Genomic DNA, 15727 nt, shown 5'->3' with positions numbered 1-15727 from the left:
TCAGGTGCGGGCTTTTTTCTGTGTTTCCTGTACGCGTCAGCCCGCACCGTTACCTGTGGTAATGGTGATGGTGGTAATGGTGGTGGTGCTGATGCGGTTCATGGATGTTGTGTACTCTGTCATTTTTATTTGTCTGTCTTGTATTCCTATATTGGTTAAAGTATCTGCCCGCCTAAGTCAATAAATTTTTAAATTGATCACATTCCGAAACTTGTTCATGTGCTGCTGGCGATATATTTATTTTCAACCAATTCCCCCTGTTATGATCTCTTGCAACCAGACGTAATCTCTTATTATTTTTAAAATTACAGCACGTTATTTTGTTAGTTTTTTTTCAATATCATGAACCAAACGGTGCAACATTACCGTATCTCGCTGTCCCAGCAGGCCGATTCGCTGTTGTAGCCAGTCGGTTAATTTGTGGTCATCGGCCGCCTCCAGAGTCGTTAGCAGGCGTAAAAGGCGCGCGCGTAACGCCTGTAACTGCGATTCATCAGCAATATCAACGGATTCTGTGGTCTGTTGCATTAAACCTGCTAATTGATAGCAATACACCATGACCGCCTGACCCAGATTGAGCGAAGGGTAATCCGCCGCCATCGGCACGCCGGTCAATACATCCGCCAGCGCCAGCTCGTCATTGGTCAAACCGGAATCCTCACGGCCAAAAACCAGCGCGGCATGACGCATCCAGCGTGATTTTTCCTGTAATAAGGGAACCAGTTCAGCGGGCGAAGCGTAGTAATGAAATTTTGCCCGGCTGCGGGCTGTCGTCGCGACGGTAAAATCCACATCGCGGAGCGCGTCGGCAAGGGTGCGAAAAACCTCAATATTATCAATAATATCTCCAGATCCATGTGCGACCCAACGGGTGGCGGGCTCCAGGTGCGCCTGGCTGTCGACAATACGCAGGTCAGTAAATCCCATGGTCTTCATAGCCCGGGCGGCTGCGCCGATATTTTCCGCTCTGGCGGGAGCGACAAGAACGATTGTTACACGCATTTCATTACTCTTTTTGACTAATTTACAGGAAATTAGCTGGCGTTTGTAAGCATATTACGCTTCGCAAATTTACAAAATTTTAACGGATATCACTGAAAAAGCATTTTTGATTTCGTAAAAGACGCTACACTATTGCGTATCTGTACTATTGCTGTTTATGTTAACAGAACATCGTTATCCTGCTGTTTATTTAGGATAATTTAATTTAAAATAGATCCTGTTCTTTGGATTCATCACATTTATTAGTTGGCTTACGTAACTAGTTGGAATATTGCAAATTTGTGATGAAAGCTAGCATTTAGCTACGATGATTTCATCAAACTGTTAACGTGCTACAATTGAACTTGATATATGTCAACGAAGCGTAGTTTTATTAGGTGTCCGGTACGTCTTAGCCTGTTATGTTGCTGTTAAAATGGTTAGGATGACAGCCGTTTTTGACACTGTCGGGTCCAGAGGGAAAGTACCCACGACCAAGCTAATGATGTTGTTGACGTTGATGGAAAGTGCATCAAGAACGCAATTACGTACTTTAGTCATGTTACGCCGATCATGTTAATTTGCGACATGCATCAGGCAGGTCAGGGACTTTTGTACTTCCTGTTTCGATTTAGTTGGCAATTTAGGTAGCAAACATGCAGACCCCGCACATTCTTATCGTTGAAGACGAGTTGGTAACACGCAACACGTTGAAAAGTATTTTCGAAGCGGAAGGCTATGATGTATTCGAAGCGACAGATGGCGCGGAAATGCATCAGATCCTCTCTGAATATGACATCAACCTGGTGATCATGGATATCAATCTGCCAGGGAAAAACGGTCTCCTGTTAGCGCGTGAACTGCGTGAACAGGCTAACGTTGCGCTGATGTTCCTGACGGGCCGCGATAACGAAGTCGACAAAATTCTCGGCCTCGAAATCGGCGCGGATGATTACATCACCAAACCGTTTAACCCACGCGAATTGACCATCCGTGCCCGCAACCTGCTGTCCCGTACCATGAACCTGGGTACCGTCAGCGAAGAGCGTCGTAGCGTTGAAAGCTACAAGTTCAACGGTTGGGAACTGGATATCAACAGTCGTTCACTGATCGGCCCGGACGGCGAGCAGTATAAACTACCGCGCAGCGAGTTCCGCGCGATGCTTCACTTCTGCGAAAACCCTGGCAAAATTCAGTCACGCGCAGAGCTGTTGAAGAAAATGACCGGGCGCGAGCTGAAGCCGCATGACCGTACTGTTGACGTTACCATTCGTCGTATTCGTAAGCATTTCGAATCCACGCCGGATACGCCGGAAATCATCGCCACCATTCACGGCGAAGGTTATCGCTTCTGCGGCGACCTGCAGGATTAATTCGGTCCAGGCGCCAAACCGTAAAAACAGCCGGTAAGTTATTCTTACTGGCTGTTTCTTATGTCCCCCTTCCGCTAAGCGGCCTCGCTTTCCCTCCTGACCTGCCGTTATGACGTACTCTTTTACATAAAAATTGTCGTATAGCGCTGTTTATCTCAGCTTGCGAAAGTTAAGGTAGTTTGTGTATTTACATTAAAGAGTAATACACGGGATTTGTTAGTCCCCAAAAAATAAGGGGATGCTCACAGGACGTGAGGTTTCACAGGATGAAAAAATCACCATTATGCTGCTACCTGTTTTGTGCAGCGATGTCAGCTTCATCAGCCGCGCTGGCTGCTACCGCGCCGGTCTCCGCAGGCGTTATTCATTTCAAAGGCCAGATTGTCGAATATGGTTGTAATCTTGCGCCTCACGATCGCAATATCGAGGTATCATGTTTGCGGAATAATATCCCCCATTTGCAGACAGTCGCCACACCGTCTGGAAACGCTATTTCGTTGATGAATGGAATCGCCACGGTACGACACGTGTCGTTAAAAGATCATCCGGAGATTCAAAGTTTGATCGTCCAGTACCGCTAACCGCTTATGGCTCCCGCCGGGAGGAGTTCCGGCAGGCGGCGATTGCGCTCAGTAAAACGCCGCCCGCCTGCATTTTGTACTTTTCTCTCATTCGTATCCTCCAACAGCGATGTTCATCGCTTCGCTATCCTGTACGCTCTACGCGCTCGTTAAGCACGGTACCTATGATAGCTGTCATAAAATGATTGCAAATAAAATCATCACATTTACTATGGTTAACCTTACAAACAGCGTTGTCGCTCATGCATTGATAAGGTGAATACATTGACTTAAATATTCTTGTTGGCTATTTTAATTTACTTAATTATAATTTTAAGTGAATATTAAATTTATGTTTACCTTTTAATAGTCAACCACTTTATCAGCCATAATAATGGGGAAGATATGAAGCAGTTAAACGGCGGGAATGTGTATCGTCCCACAGGGAAAGAAAAAAACCTGCAAGCCATTTTAAATATTCATCGGCACGTTATTCAAAACATCTCCCCTGTCACTATTACGGCCGGTAAAACACTGGATATCAAGATTGATAATCAATCCCACATCCTGTTAATCACTAAAGGCGCTATTAAAGTATGTCGGCGTATCGACAGCATTGTAATGGGCTGCGGTGTCTCACCAATGATTTTAGGCCTTGTAGATGCCTATGCTGACTTATACCAGTTAGAAGAGAATTCAGACGTCTTTTTTATCGCCGAAACCACCTGTGAATATTATCCTGTCCCAGTAAAAGATTTTGTGGAAATAGCCGATGAAAAGCATCTCTGGCGTGACATTTCGAACATCCTGATGTACCGCATTGCTTTCATGACTAACCGTGACAGAAACCTTATCGGGCAGGACGCCTATAGCCAGATAAAAGCGCTGTTACTTGAACTGTGGTCGTATCCTGAAAGCTCACGATTTGAGATCAACGCACAGAACTTCATACAGCAGAGAACCGGGCTTTCACGCAGCCGTATCATGCAGGTACTTTCAGAACTAAAAGCGGGGGACTATATAAAAATACTGCATGGAAGACTGTTAGAGCTTCGAAACCTGCCGGTTTCATTTTAAACGGACAAGCGTCGTATATTCTTAAAAATAAAGCAATATAGAGTTAAATAAACTCTCCAGGAAATAATAATTATTATCAAAAAAAGAGCTCTTGCTCTATAAATCCAGTCATCAACCATACTTCTTTAGTGGTATTTTATTAAACTTTGTTACCGGGTCCGAAACTGGACTGCCGTTCAATATTGCATCAGAATTTTTATTGAGTTCATAGTTGATATACGTAGAATAGCCGCCTGCTTATCTACAGAACAGAAAGAAGCGCATACAGAGTAAAATATAATATTTTATTTTATATGGCTATCTTTATTTTTCAGCGAATAGAATCAGGCAACAATTAATATGTTTAATAAGAAAATTATCATCCTGGCAATGTTAACTGCCGTAGCATCCACACCGGTATTTGCCCAGAACACGATTACGTTCAATGGCAAAATTTACGATCAGGCGTGTACGGTTCAGGTTAATGGCTCCACGGATACCACCATTGATTTAGGTAATTACAGCAAAGAACGCATCGCGGAAAAAGGCGCCACAACCGATTACGTGCCGTTTACTGTAAGCCTGGTTAGCTGCCCGGAAGCAGGAACTGGCGTACCAACCCAGGCCATGTTCCGCTTCCACGGCGCAACAGATGATTCCAACCCAACGTACTTCAAAAACGCGGACGAAGGATCGGAAACGGGCGCCGCGGGTGTCGGTATTTCTATTCAGAACGCTTCACATAGCGATGTGACAGATAACACGGATGATGCCGCAGTAAACCTGCCAACCGACGGCTCGACAGCAGACTTTACCTATTACGCCGCCATGGCAAACGATGGTTCCGCAACCGTAACCGGTGGAGATGTTAGCACTCAGGTTACGTATACCGTTTCGTATCAGTAAGGCATTCTCATCCTGATGTGGACAGGCAGGATGCCAGTCCATAGCGTAAAACATCTTTACAGAGTAAAAAATGAAACACATAAAGAAATCCGTGTTGGCCGTATTACTGACAAGCCATGTTGCCCATGCCAGCATTGTTGTTGGCGGAACCCGACTGGTTTTCGACGGCAATAATGATGAGTCGTCAATCAATGTAGAGAATAAAGACAGCAAAGCGAATCTTGTTCAGTCATGGTTATCGGTTGCCGATCCCCAGGTCACAAATAAGCAGGCGTTTATTATCACCCCGCCTCTTTTTCGCCTTGATGCCGGGCAAAAGAACAGTATTCGGGTTATTCGCTCTGGCGCCCCCCTACCTGCAGATCGGGAGTCTATGTACTGGCTCAATATTAAGGGTATTCCTTCTATTGATGATAATGCCTCCGCGAACCGCGTGGAAATCTCCATTAATACCCAAATAAAGCTTATATATCGACCGCCAGCATTAACAAAATCGACGCCTGATAGCCAGAGCCAGCAATTAAAATGGCAGACGGCAGGTGATGTTATTACCGTAAATAACCCCACTCCCTATTATATGAACTTTGCCAGTGTGACGCTTAACAGCCATGAAGTGAAATCAGCGACCTTCGTTCCGCCAAAATCATCAGCGTCATTTAAATTGGGTTCTACTGCCGCCCCTCATGGCACGGTAACGTGGCGATTAATCAGCGATTATGGGATGAGTTTAGAGCCGCATTCCGGTTCATTCTAGCCATTAACGACTTCACTTTACTTTTACCCTTTCAGGACTTTTACTGTGCAATTCTCCAGAGTAGAGCCCCGTTCTCAATTAGCGTTATCGTTTCTCTTTATATGCTGTTCCATAAAACCAGCGTTAGCGCATGATCATTTTAATCCATTATCGTTGGAAAATGATGAACCGGGCGTGGAGAATGTCGATCTATCGGTTTTCGAAAAGGGGGGGCAGGCAGAAGGCACCTATAATGTTGATATTTATATTAATAACACCAGTGTTGAAACAAAAAATATTGCCTTTAAAAATAAAAAATCAGCAGATAATAAGCTCTCCCTACAGCCGTGTCTTAGCGTTGAACAACTCAAGCAGTGGGGCGTAAAAACAGAAAACTTCCCCGAGCTTAAAAATGACCCAAACGGGTGTACCGATCTTAGTCTGCTGGCTGGCGCTGTAGCAAAGTTTAATGTCATCGGTAACCGGCTGGATTTAGCGATCCCTCAAATCGCGTTGATCGCCGACCCGCGAGAATTCGTCCCTACCAGCGAATGGGATGAAGGCATTAATGCTTTTTTGCTGAACTACAGTTTTACCGGATCGCAGGATCACGATATTGATGAAAACCGGACGGAAAATAGCGAATACGCTAACCTGCGCCCTGGTATTAATATTGGCGCATGGCGTTTTCGTAACTACTCAACCTGGAATCATGATAGCGATGGGCAAAATAGCTGGGATTCTGCCTACACCTATGTTTCTCGCGATATCGAATTTTTAAAAGGACAGCTGATCGCCGGGGAAAATAACACGCCCGCGGACGTCTTTGAAAGTATTTCATTTAAAGGCGTACAGATCTCTTCTGATGACGATATGTTGCCGGACAGTATGAAAGGGTTCGCCCCGGTCATTCGCGGGGTGGCCAAAAGCAGCGCGCAGGTAACCGTTGAACAAAACGGTTATACCATCTACAAAACTAACGTTCCGGCGGGTCCATTCGCCATCAATGATCTTTATCCAACCGGCGGTTCGGGCGACCTGTACGTCACTATCAAAGAATCCGATGGTTCTGAACAGCATTTCATTGTGCCCTACGCCAGCGTTCCGGTATTACAGCGTGAAGGCCACCTGAAATACGACCTGACGGTAGGCCGCACGCGTTCATCAGATACGCATTCCGCGCAACAGAACTTCGCTGAACTGACGGCCTTATACGGATTAGCAGGCGGCATAACCGCCTATGGCGGAATAGAGAGTACGCTGAGCAATGATGTTTATCATGCGGCGCTCATCGGGACAGGTTTAAACCTTGGCGATCTGGGCGCATTGTCTTTAGACGTCACCAACTCATGGTCAAAAATTAAAGCAGGCGATGTGGTTAGCGATACGCTTACCGGACAATCCTGGCGTATTCGTTACAGCAAAGATATTCAGTCAACAGGCACCAATTTCACTGTCGCCGGCTACCGTTATTCGACCAAAGATTACTACGCTCTTGAGGATGTGCTGGATACCTATAGCGATAATAGTCACTATGATCATGTACGTAATCGCACCGACCTGTCATTATCGCAAGACATTATCTACGGTTCCATTTCACTCACTTTATATAATGAAGATTACTGGAATGACACTCATACCACATCATTAGGTATTGGCTATAACAACACATGGCATAACGTAAGCTATGGCATTAACTATTCTTATACGCTGAACGCCGATAATTCTCAGGATGAAGACGACGATACGGAAGACAGTAATGACCAGCAAATTTCAATCAATATTAGTATTCCGTTAGATGCCTTTATGCCGTCAACGTATGCCACCTACAATATGAACTCCGCGAAAGACGGCGATACCACGCATACTGTCGGTTTAAACGGAACAGCGCTGGCACAGAAAAATCTCTCATGGAGCGTTCAGGAAGGTTATTCCTCTCAAGAGAAAGCCACCAGCGGTAATGTGAGCGCAACCTATAACGGGACGTATGCGGATATTAACGGCGGATATAGCTACGATAATCATATGCGTCGCCTGAATTATGGCGTTCAGGGCGGCGTACTACTACATCGAAATGGCCTGACACTATCCCAGCCAATGGACGACACCATCATATTGGTTAAAGCCCCTGGCGCAGCGGGTGTCCCCGTGAATAACGAAACGGGCGTGGACACCGATTTTCGTGGGTATGCCGTCGTACCTTATGCTTCGCCTTACCATCGTAATGAAGTGTCTTTAGATACGACGGGCATTAGAAAAAATATTGAGCTCATTGATACCAGTAAAACGCTGGTGCCTACCCGTGGCGCGGTGGTCAGGGCTGAATATAAAACCAATATTGGTTACAAGGCATTGATGGTATTAACCCGCATAAACAATCTGCCTGTTCCTTTTGGCGCGACCGTCTCGTCTTTAACAAAACCAGACAATCACAGCAGTTTTGTTGGTGATGCGGGGCAGGCCTGGTTAACCGGACTGGAAAAACAAGGGCGGTTATTAGTGAAGTGGGGACCAACAGCAGCAGACCGGTGTCAGGTCTCTTACCGTATACCGAGCTCCCCCTCCGCTTCTGGCGTAGAAATCTTACACGAGCAATGCCAGTGATTCTGGTGGGATAAAAGATGAATATGAACAGATTTGCTGCATTAGCCACCCTGTTAACGTTCACGGGTCTGGCATTATGGTCGCCATCGATCAGCGCGGCATACAATACCGCAGATGCCGTAGACATTAACGTTACGGGATTAATTTATGCCGATCCGTGTACCGTGACGGTCCCCGACACGATCTCTCTTGGACAATATGCCCGGGCGGATATCGCCGTGGCCGGCGGCAATACCGCCACCATTCCTTTCACCATAAAAATGACGAATTGCCCGGCAACGACCACAAAAGCCGCGATTTCATTTAACGGCGTACCTTATCCCGATCCAAATTATGCTTCTGCGATTTATGCAAACAGCGCGGCCAATCCGGCGCAGGATTTAGGATTACAGCTTTTTAACCTGGACGGCAAAAGTCTGGTCAATCTGGCCAACAACGTCACTTACACGGTGGATATCAACAGTAATACCCATGAAGCCAATTTGCCTGTCGCCGCAAGGATGTATACCCCGTATGGAAAAGTCACGGCAGGGGATTTCACGTCCGTTGTGACGATCACTATCGCATGGCAATAACATCTTTCTATTTCACCTGGTATAAAAGCAGGAATTTTTCATGAGAAGGTTATATCTGGCGCTTATTCTGCTGTTCGCGTATTCCGGTCATGGTTACGCCTCCTGTAAACGTTCCGGAAATGAAGGCGCGATCACTATCACCCCGCCGTCGCAGCTTGTGGTGGATAGCCACGCCTATACCGCAGGCGAAGTGTTGTGGCAATCGGGCTGGGTTTCCACCTCCGAAGTCACAATGGATGGCTGTAGTCGCGATTATAAGGTCGGTTTTTTATATGAACCCGGCAGCGCGCAGTCAAATACATCAGCGACAATCAATGCGAATGACGGGAACAACACGCCGGTATTTAGCACCGGCATTTCCGGCGTGGGCATTGCGATTAAAACCCAAACGAATGCTGGCCCTTACGATAATGTCATGCCAATCGATAATACCTACCATAATGGCGATGGCAATAAAACACACCATGCGATGGCTCCCGCCTACAATGTTGAACTGGTCGCCTTAGGCGGTCCGATCACCTCCGGTACCGCGACATTCCAAAGCCCACTGGCGCGCGTATCTTTTCGCGATAGCGCAACGGAAGACTCCGGCGGCGATATCCTGACCCATCTGTATTTGGGGAATACGCAATTGATTATGAAAGCGATGGGATGTCGGGTAGAAACACCTGCCATCACCGTGGATTTAGGCAGCGTTAATTTAGGCAGTTTCGCTAACAGTCAAACCGCGGGCACAGGCGAGCAGGATATCTTATTGACCTGCGAACAAGGCACCGCTATTTCCGCATCGTTAAGCGCCCAACCGGCCAGCGGAAACAATCCTGATAATTCAGTCATCCAGTTGAGCAATGCAAGCGCGCCAACCAGCGCAACCGGCGTTGGCGTACAGTTGGGTATTCAGGCGCCGGACGCCGGTTTCTTTACCGACAGTTTGCCAATCAATCAAAAAATTGATCTCTTTACTCACACGATTACCACCAATGCCGATGGCAGCCAGACGGTTAACGGCGGAACCATGAATATGTCGACCACCCTGAAAATTAGCGCGCGCTACTATAAAACCGCCGCCACGGTAACGGCCGGGCAAGCGAATGCCACGGCAACATTAAACCTGACCTATAACTAACGGCATCACATTTTCTGGCGCTGCGCGGGAAAACGTTAACGCGCGCGCCCGTTAGATTTATTTCCACAAACGTAATTCGTCATCTTTTACTGGCGGTAATGACTTACGTTGCTGACAAGAGAGCGAATACCAGTCCAGATGGCGCGTCAGGAACATCACGCCGCCAAGCGCCAGTAGCAGAACGCCGGTACCCAGAAGCAACGAGCTATCTTCCGAACGCAGCAATCCCCACATCACGCCATCCAGCGCCAATAACGCTAACGTAAACAGTACGCTATTGCGCCATCCTTTCAGCACCGCCTGCAAATAAACGCTATTCATCAACGCGCCCACCAGGCTGGCGGCGATCCAGGCTGGCGTGAAACCGATATGTTCCGACAGTGCCAGCAATAGCAGGTAGAACATCACCAGCGATAACCCCACCAGCAGATACTGCATCGGGTGTAACCGCTGCCCCGTCAGGGTTTCGAAGACAAAGAAAGCCATAAACGTTAGCGTAATCAACAAAATGGCATATTTCGTCGCTCTGTCCGTCAGTTGATACTGGTCGGCTGGCGTCGATACAGCGACGCTAAACGCCGGTAAGTTGTCCCAATCCACCTTTTGCGCATCAGCAAACTGTTCGCCGAGATTCGTGGCAAACCGGCTGGTTTGCCACTGGGCCTGAAATCCTGAACCGCTGATTTCGCGTTTACCGGGAAGAAAATCCCCCACAAAATTTGGGTGCGGCCAGTTGCTGGTCAGGGTCATTTCACTGCTACGCCCGACGGGAACCAGTGAAAAGCTGCCGGTTCCGCTTAAATTTAGCGACATATCCAACGTCAGGTTACGCGTCGCCCACTGACTGTCCGGCAGCGGGATATGAATGCCCTCTCTACTTTCCGGTAAGCCGGTCCCCGGTTCTACAGTGAGCGTTTCACCATTCACCTGCGGCGCTTTTACTGCGCTGATACCGCGCGCATCGCCGACGCCCACGACGATAAAGGGCTTTCCAAGGGTAATGTTCGGTCTGTCCAGCTCATGCAGACGGGCCACATCAAACTCCGCCTTTATCGCCATATCGGTATGCCACACCTGCCCCTGATAAATACCTATTTTTCGCGCTTCAACGTTTTGATTGCCTTCGACCAATAGCGACTCCGGCAGCCAAAAATAGAGATAACTGCGCTTATACTGGACCTCTTTCTCCTCTTCCAGCACGGTATAGAGCTCTGTCACCGGAACCGCCACCAGCGGGCCGACAACCTTTTGCGGGCCGCTGGTACTCTGACGAATAGCGGCTTCTACATGGCTTCGATAATCAGCACGTTCCACGATGGTGTGCCGTACCATCATCAGGGGAATTAACAGCAGAATCATGGCGCCGCCTAACGTAATCATTTTCCACAACAGGGGGGATTTCAACATAGCGTTCTCCTTTGCAATGCCAGCAGTGTAAGAACGCGATGTGGGGAGAATTTGAAGTTATGTGAAGTGACGGTGAAGTGTCAACGAGGCCAGCACGCCGCCTTCGGGACGGTTGCACAACGTCACCTCACCGTTGAGGAGCCGCGCTGCCTCGCTGACAAACGCCAGTCCAAGCCCGCTGCTTTTACGCCCGTTTTCACGGGGCAACGAATAGAATCGGTCGAAAATGCGCGGCAGCGCAAAATCAGGAATACCACAGCCGGAATCCGTCACCTGCAGGATCGCTTTCTCCCCCATCGGCTGAGCGCTTAATGTGATAACGCCATTTTCAGGCGTAAAGTCGATGGCATTGTCCAACACATTGCCCAGCGCCTGCGCCAGAAGCTCCGCGTCGGCGACGACAACCAGCGAGGAAGGCCGTAGAGTAAGGGTGATATTTTTTGCCGCCAACTGAATACTGCGCGCCTCGTTAAGCTGCGTAAATAGCTCATCAACAGCAACCGGCGCGAGAGGGATATCCTGCCGGTTTTCCAGCCGCGCCTGGCGCAGCAGGGTCTCTACCAGCGCCTGCATTCGCGTATTTTGCGCCAGTATATTCTCTGTAAAGCGGGTAACCACATCCGCGGGCGGTCCTTCACGCAGAATCTCCGCCGCGCCGCGTATCGCCGCCAGCGGACTTTTCAGCTCATGAGTCAACGCATACACGTACTGCTCAATCTCATTCTTGCCTTCCAGCTTAATGCGCATACTCTCCAGCGCCTGCGCCAGTTTACGCAGCTCGCTGCTGCCTAATGCAGGTAACGCAAGCGGGCGGTTTTCGGTGACGGAATCCGCATAGCGCGTCAACCGGGCGATGGAGCGGTTAATCCACCAGACCATCCCCGCGCCAATCGCCAGCGCAATTCCCAGTAAAACGGCGCTGGCCCACAGAATGCGCCGTTCGCTGCGCTTAATCACCGGCGCCATTGCCGCATTCGGTTTACCGACAGACAGGACGCCGATAATCCGTCCATCGCTGATTATCGGCGCGGCTACGTACATCACGGTGCTATTGGGATCGGCAGCATCTTTTGCCGTGCTGCGGGCGCCATACTGTCCGCGCAGCGTAAGCCAGACGTCATTCCAGCGAGAATAATCCTGCCCCACCGCTTTGTTTTCCGAATCAAACAACACCTTCCCCTGCGCATCCGTCATGTAGACATGGTATTCATTGCGCACTTTGACGATCCCGCTGATATTGGCGCGAAACGGGCGATGTTGCAGTTGGGCGAATGCTTTCGCCAACTGGCCGTCAGTCGGGTTGCCGGAAAGGAGATCGTCGCGGGCCAGCGCCGCCAGCAGCGTCGCGGTGTCAATCAGCGTCCCTTCCGTCGCGCGGCGGACGCCCGGCTTTATCTCCTGAACAAAGATAGACAGCACAAACACGGCGGCGACGGCGACAATAAGAAAGTAGCCCAGTAGCAAACGCATTCCGATGCGCATCAGACGCTCCTCAGGCTGTATCCCATTCCACGATGCGTGTTAATTGGCGAGAGATCCGGGTTGATCGCGCGTAGCTTAGCGCGCAGGGTTTTGATGTGTGTATCGACCGTCCGATCGAAGGTCTCCTGGGCATCAGACCAGACAATATCCATCAATTGCTGACGCGAGTACACGCGCTCCGGCGACAGTAGCAGGGTTTTAAGGAGCAGAAATTCATAACGCGTCAGCGAGAGCGGCGTACCAAACCAGGCGATCTGCGCCGCCGGTTCATTGAGTTCAAAATGTCCGGTACGCACCACCGGCGACGGCGCAGCAAACTTTTTCACCCGGCGCAGCAGCGTGCGCACGCGGGCGCTCACTTCGCGCGGCGAGAACGGCTTAGCGACATAATCATCTGCACCGATCTCCAGACCAAGCAATCGATCCACTTCATCGCTACGGGCAGTCAGGAAAAGAATCGGCAGCGCAGGATGGCGTTCCAGCAACTGCCGACACAGCTCAAAGCCGCTGATATCCGGTAGTCCCACATCGAGAATCACCGCATCCGGCCGTTGCTGACGCGCTTTTTCCAGCGCGGGCAGCCCGCGAGCGAATAGCTCAACGGTAAACCCTTCCAGTTGCAGGGTGTAGATGAGCGTATCGGCGATTCCCTGTTCATCCTCGACTAACCAGACCTGCGGTTGCTGCATACTCTTTCCCTGTTATTGTCGCCACGGCATGACCGGCACCGCGCTGATGGCGTTCTTCGGCGACCCGTCGACTACTTTGTCGGAGTAGGCCAGATACGCCAGCGTGTTGCGTTTCTCATCATAGAAACGCACGACCTGCAATGACTTAAATATCAATGAGGTGCGTTTTTTGAAAACCACCTCTCCCTGCGCCTTGCCATTCTTAATTTTGTCGCTCAGTTCAATAGGCCCGACCTGCTGGCAAGAGATAGCGGCGTCAGACGTATCTTCCGCCAGCCCCAATCCGCCTTTTATGCCGCCCGTTTTCGCCCGGCTAACATAGCACGTCACGTTTTTGACATCAGGATCGTCAAAAGCTTCCACCACGATTTTATGGTCAGGACCGAACATTTTAAATACCGTATCGACTGAACCAATTTGTTCCGCGCGGGCGCTCTGCCCCAGCAGCAACAAAATTGAGAAAAGTACTAAGCTCTTGTATTTCATATTGTTACCATTCATAAAAGTTACATTGCGTAATTATTAGACATTCTAAAATAAAATGGTTATAGATCACAGGATTAGAATAATTACCTGTCACGTTGCCTAAAAAAAGCATTTAAGCTCAAAAAAAACACTGAATGCTAAAAGAACAAAAAATGCTATTATCCTCTTACCTGATATCGGGTGCTCGTTGTTGAAAGGATGGGGATATTTTATGGATCAGGCTGGCATAATTCGCGACCTGTTAATCTGGCTGGAAGGTCATCTGGATCAGCCGCTGTCACTTGACAATGTGGCGGCAAAAGCAGGCTATTCCAAGTGGCACCTGCAGAGAATGTTTAAGGACGTGACGGGCCACGCCATTGGCGCTTACATCCGCGCCCGTCGTTTATCGAAATCAGCAGTGGCGCTGCGTTTGACCGCGCGTCCAATTCTGGATATTGCTCTTCAGTACCGCTTCGATTCTCAGCAAACCTTTACGCGCGCCTTTAAGAAACAGTTTTCCCAGACGCCAGCGCTGTATCGTCGCTCCTCGGAATGGAGCGCCTTTGGCATTCGCCCGCCATTACGGCTGGGCGAGTTTACCGTGCCGGAACATCAGTTCGTTACGCTGGAAGATACGCCGCTCCTTGGCGTCACGCAGAGCTATTCCTGCTCGCTGGAACAGATTTCCGACTTCCGCCACGAAATGCGCGTGCAATTCTGGCATGATTTCCTCGGTCACTCGCCAACTATTCCGCCTGTGCTTTATGGGCTTAATGAAACGCGCCCCAGCATGGAGAAAGACGATGAGCAGGAAGTATTCTATACCACCGCACTGCCGCAAGAGCAGGCCGATGGCTATGTTCAGTCGGCGCATCCTGTGCTGTTGCAGGGCGGTGAATACGTCATGTTCACCTATGAAGGGTTAGGAACCGGCGTGCAGGATTTTATCCTGACCGTTTACGGCACCTGTATGCCAATGCTGAATCTGACCCGTCGTAAAGGGCAGGATATAGAGCGATACTACCCGTCAGAAGATACCAAAACCGGCGATCGCCCTATCAACCTGCGCTGCGAATTTCTGATCCCGATTCGCCGTTAACGCTGTAGCTCATCCAATGCAGGGGCGTCCAGATGCGAAACGTCCCCTGCGGTTTCTACCACCCACCCAGACGCCAGCCACTGACTTTCCTGGTAATCGATGCGGGAAATAGAGCAGTTGCGCAAACGTAACCGGCGTTCCGCCCAGGCGGGTAGTCCCAGTATAGTACTGACCAGACAGCCCAACGCGATACCGTGACTGACCAATAAAGGTCGGCTGCCCTGCGGTAGCTCCAGACAGGACGCCAGCGCGGCATGAACGCGATCGCTCAACTCCTGCATCGATTCCCCACCGGGAATGCGGCCATCCTGCGTGCCGTTGACTAACTGACGACGCCAGCCCTCTTCTTCTTCCGTCAGCGAATCGATCTGGCGCTTTTCCAGCACGCCCATATCCAGCTCGCGCAGGCGGGAGTCAAAGGTGATATCACACCCGCACGCCTGGGCGATAATCTCCGCCGTGCGTTTTGTGCGGCCTAAATCGCTGCTGATGATATGGGTGATGCCGAGGCTGCGGGCGCGTTCTCCTACCTGCATGGCCTGCTGCTCGCCTTTTGCTGTCAGGGGACTGTCCGATTGGCCCTGAATACGTCGCTCGGCGTTCCACTGCGTTTCACCGTGGCGAACAAGGTATACCTGTAACATGTTTTTTTTCCGTTATACTGCGAT

17 protein-coding genes and 1 other annotated feature (1 of these 18 only partly in view) are annotated in these 15727 nt (G+C 49.6%); of the genes, 9 read left to right on the top strand and 8 right to left on the bottom strand.

Annotated features, from left to right (window positions below; translation table 11 throughout):
* Positions 1-101: a sequence feature (Thr leader region), on the bottom strand (it extends 20 nt beyond the left edge of the window).
* The 3 genes from thrL to yjjY all read right to left on the bottom strand — a co-directional run bounded on the left by thrL (position 37) and on the right by yjjY (position 1542).
* On the bottom strand, positions 37-102 hold the full coding sequence (thrL, locus tag EOS97_RS13530; RefSeq protein ID WP_001575544.1) for a thr operon leader peptide: 66 nt from the start codon (positions 100-102) through the stop codon (positions 37-39). Its footprint overlaps the feature before it by 65 nt.
* Before the next feature lie 213 nt (positions 103-315).
* Positions 316-1002, bottom strand: coding sequence for a tRNA/rRNA methyltransferase (locus EOS97_RS13525; protein ID WP_001266784.1), 687 nt, complete (start codon positions 1000-1002; stop codon positions 316-318).
* Between the two features lie 399 nt (positions 1003-1401).
* Positions 1402-1542 carry a protein YjjY gene (yjjY, locus tag EOS97_RS13520; protein ID WP_001541509.1) on the bottom strand — a complete coding sequence of 47 codons (141 nt, stop codon included), beginning with the start codon at positions 1540-1542 and terminating at the stop codon, positions 1402-1404.
* 95 nt (positions 1543-1637) lie between these two features.
* On the opposite strand from yjjY, the gene arcA reads away from it, so the two are divergent.
* The 8 genes from arcA to sthE all read left to right on the top strand — a co-directional run bounded on the left by arcA (position 1638) and on the right by sthE (position 9914).
* Entirely contained in the window at positions 1638-2354 is a 717-nt protein-coding gene (gene arcA, locus EOS97_RS13515; protein WP_001194359.1) for a two-component system response regulator ArcA, read from the top strand.
* 266 nt (positions 2355-2620) lie between these two features.
* A complete protein-coding gene (locus tag EOS97_RS13510; RefSeq protein ID WP_000749515.1) occupies positions 2621-2935 on the top strand; it encodes a hypothetical protein in 315 nt (104 codons plus the stop codon).
* 384 nt (positions 2936-3319) lie between these two features.
* Positions 3320-3991, top strand: a complete 672-nt coding sequence (locus EOS97_RS13505; protein ID WP_000811635.1) for a winged helix-turn-helix transcriptional regulator — start codon at positions 3320-3322, stop codon at positions 3989-3991.
* 339 nt (positions 3992-4330) lie between these two features.
* Entirely contained in the window at positions 4331-4876 is a 546-nt protein-coding gene (locus EOS97_RS13500) for a fimbrial protein (protein ID WP_000482239.1), read from the top strand.
* Positions 4877-4946: 70 nt separating this feature from the next.
* Positions 4947-5630, top strand: a complete 684-nt coding sequence (gene sthA, locus EOS97_RS13495) for a fimbrial biogenesis chaperone SthA (protein WP_000680512.1) — start codon at positions 4947-4949, stop codon at positions 5628-5630.
* Between the two features lie 45 nt (positions 5631-5675).
* On the top strand, positions 5676-8213 hold the full coding sequence (locus EOS97_RS13490) for a fimbrial outer membrane usher protein (RefSeq protein WP_001805561.1): 2538 nt from the start codon (positions 5676-5678) through the stop codon (positions 8211-8213).
* Between the two features lie 17 nt (positions 8214-8230).
* Entirely contained in the window at positions 8231-8788 is a 558-nt protein-coding gene (locus tag EOS97_RS13485) for a fimbrial protein (protein WP_001056990.1), read from the top strand.
* Between the two features lie 40 nt (positions 8789-8828).
* A complete protein-coding gene (gene sthE, locus EOS97_RS13480) occupies positions 8829-9914 on the top strand; it encodes a fimbrial major subunit SthE (protein WP_001253761.1) in 1086 nt (361 codons plus the stop codon).
* A 57-nt stretch (positions 9915-9971) separates the two neighbouring features.
* Here sthE and creD read toward each other — a convergent pair whose 3' ends face one another.
* Genes creD through creA form a run of 4 tightly spaced genes read right to left on the bottom strand, consistent with a single transcriptional unit; the run spans position 9972 to position 13978 of the window.
* Positions 9972-11321, bottom strand: a complete 1350-nt coding sequence (creD, locus tag EOS97_RS13475) for a cell envelope integrity protein CreD (protein ID WP_000920377.1) — start codon at positions 11319-11321, stop codon at positions 9972-9974.
* A 57-nt stretch (positions 11322-11378) separates the two neighbouring features.
* Entirely contained in the window at positions 11379-12803 is a 1425-nt protein-coding gene (creC, locus tag EOS97_RS13470) for a two-component system sensor histidine kinase CreC (protein WP_001219522.1), read from the bottom strand.
* The gene (gene creB / locus EOS97_RS13465; RefSeq protein WP_001187046.1) at positions 12803-13492 is read right to left on the bottom strand and encodes a two-component system response regulator CreB; all 690 of its coding nucleotides are present in this window, start codon (positions 13490-13492) and stop codon (positions 12803-12805) included. Before creB ends, creC begins: the two co-directional genes overlap by 1 nt.
* 12 nt (positions 13493-13504) lie before the next feature.
* A complete protein-coding gene (gene creA, locus EOS97_RS13460) occupies positions 13505-13978 on the bottom strand; it encodes a protein CreA (protein ID WP_000875811.1) in 474 nt (157 codons plus the stop codon).
* A gap of 211 nt (positions 13979-14189) precedes the next feature.
* Between creA and robA the strand changes: the two genes are divergently transcribed.
* Complete coding sequence (gene robA / locus EOS97_RS13455; RefSeq protein WP_000371685.1) at positions 14190-15059, top strand: MDR efflux pump AcrAB transcriptional activator RobA; 870 nt, start codon at positions 14190-14192, stop codon at positions 15057-15059.
* On the opposite strand, the gene gpmB is transcribed toward robA, so the two are convergent.
* The gene (gene gpmB / locus EOS97_RS13450) at positions 15056-15703 is read right to left on the bottom strand and encodes a 2,3-diphosphoglycerate-dependent phosphoglycerate mutase GpmB (RefSeq protein WP_000942363.1); all 648 of its coding nucleotides are present in this window, start codon (positions 15701-15703) and stop codon (positions 15056-15058) included. The two genes, robA and gpmB, sit on opposite strands and share 4 nt — an antisense overlap.
* Between the last annotated feature and the right edge of the window lie 24 nt (positions 15704-15727).

The sequence above is a fragment of the Salmonella sp. SSDFZ54 genome, assembly GCF_004010735.1.
Taxonomy (GTDB): domain Bacteria; phylum Pseudomonadota; class Gammaproteobacteria; order Enterobacterales; family Enterobacteriaceae; genus Salmonella; species Salmonella enterica.
Note: the sequence above shows the minus strand (reverse complement) of the source record. Positions and strands in the feature narration are given on the sequence as shown.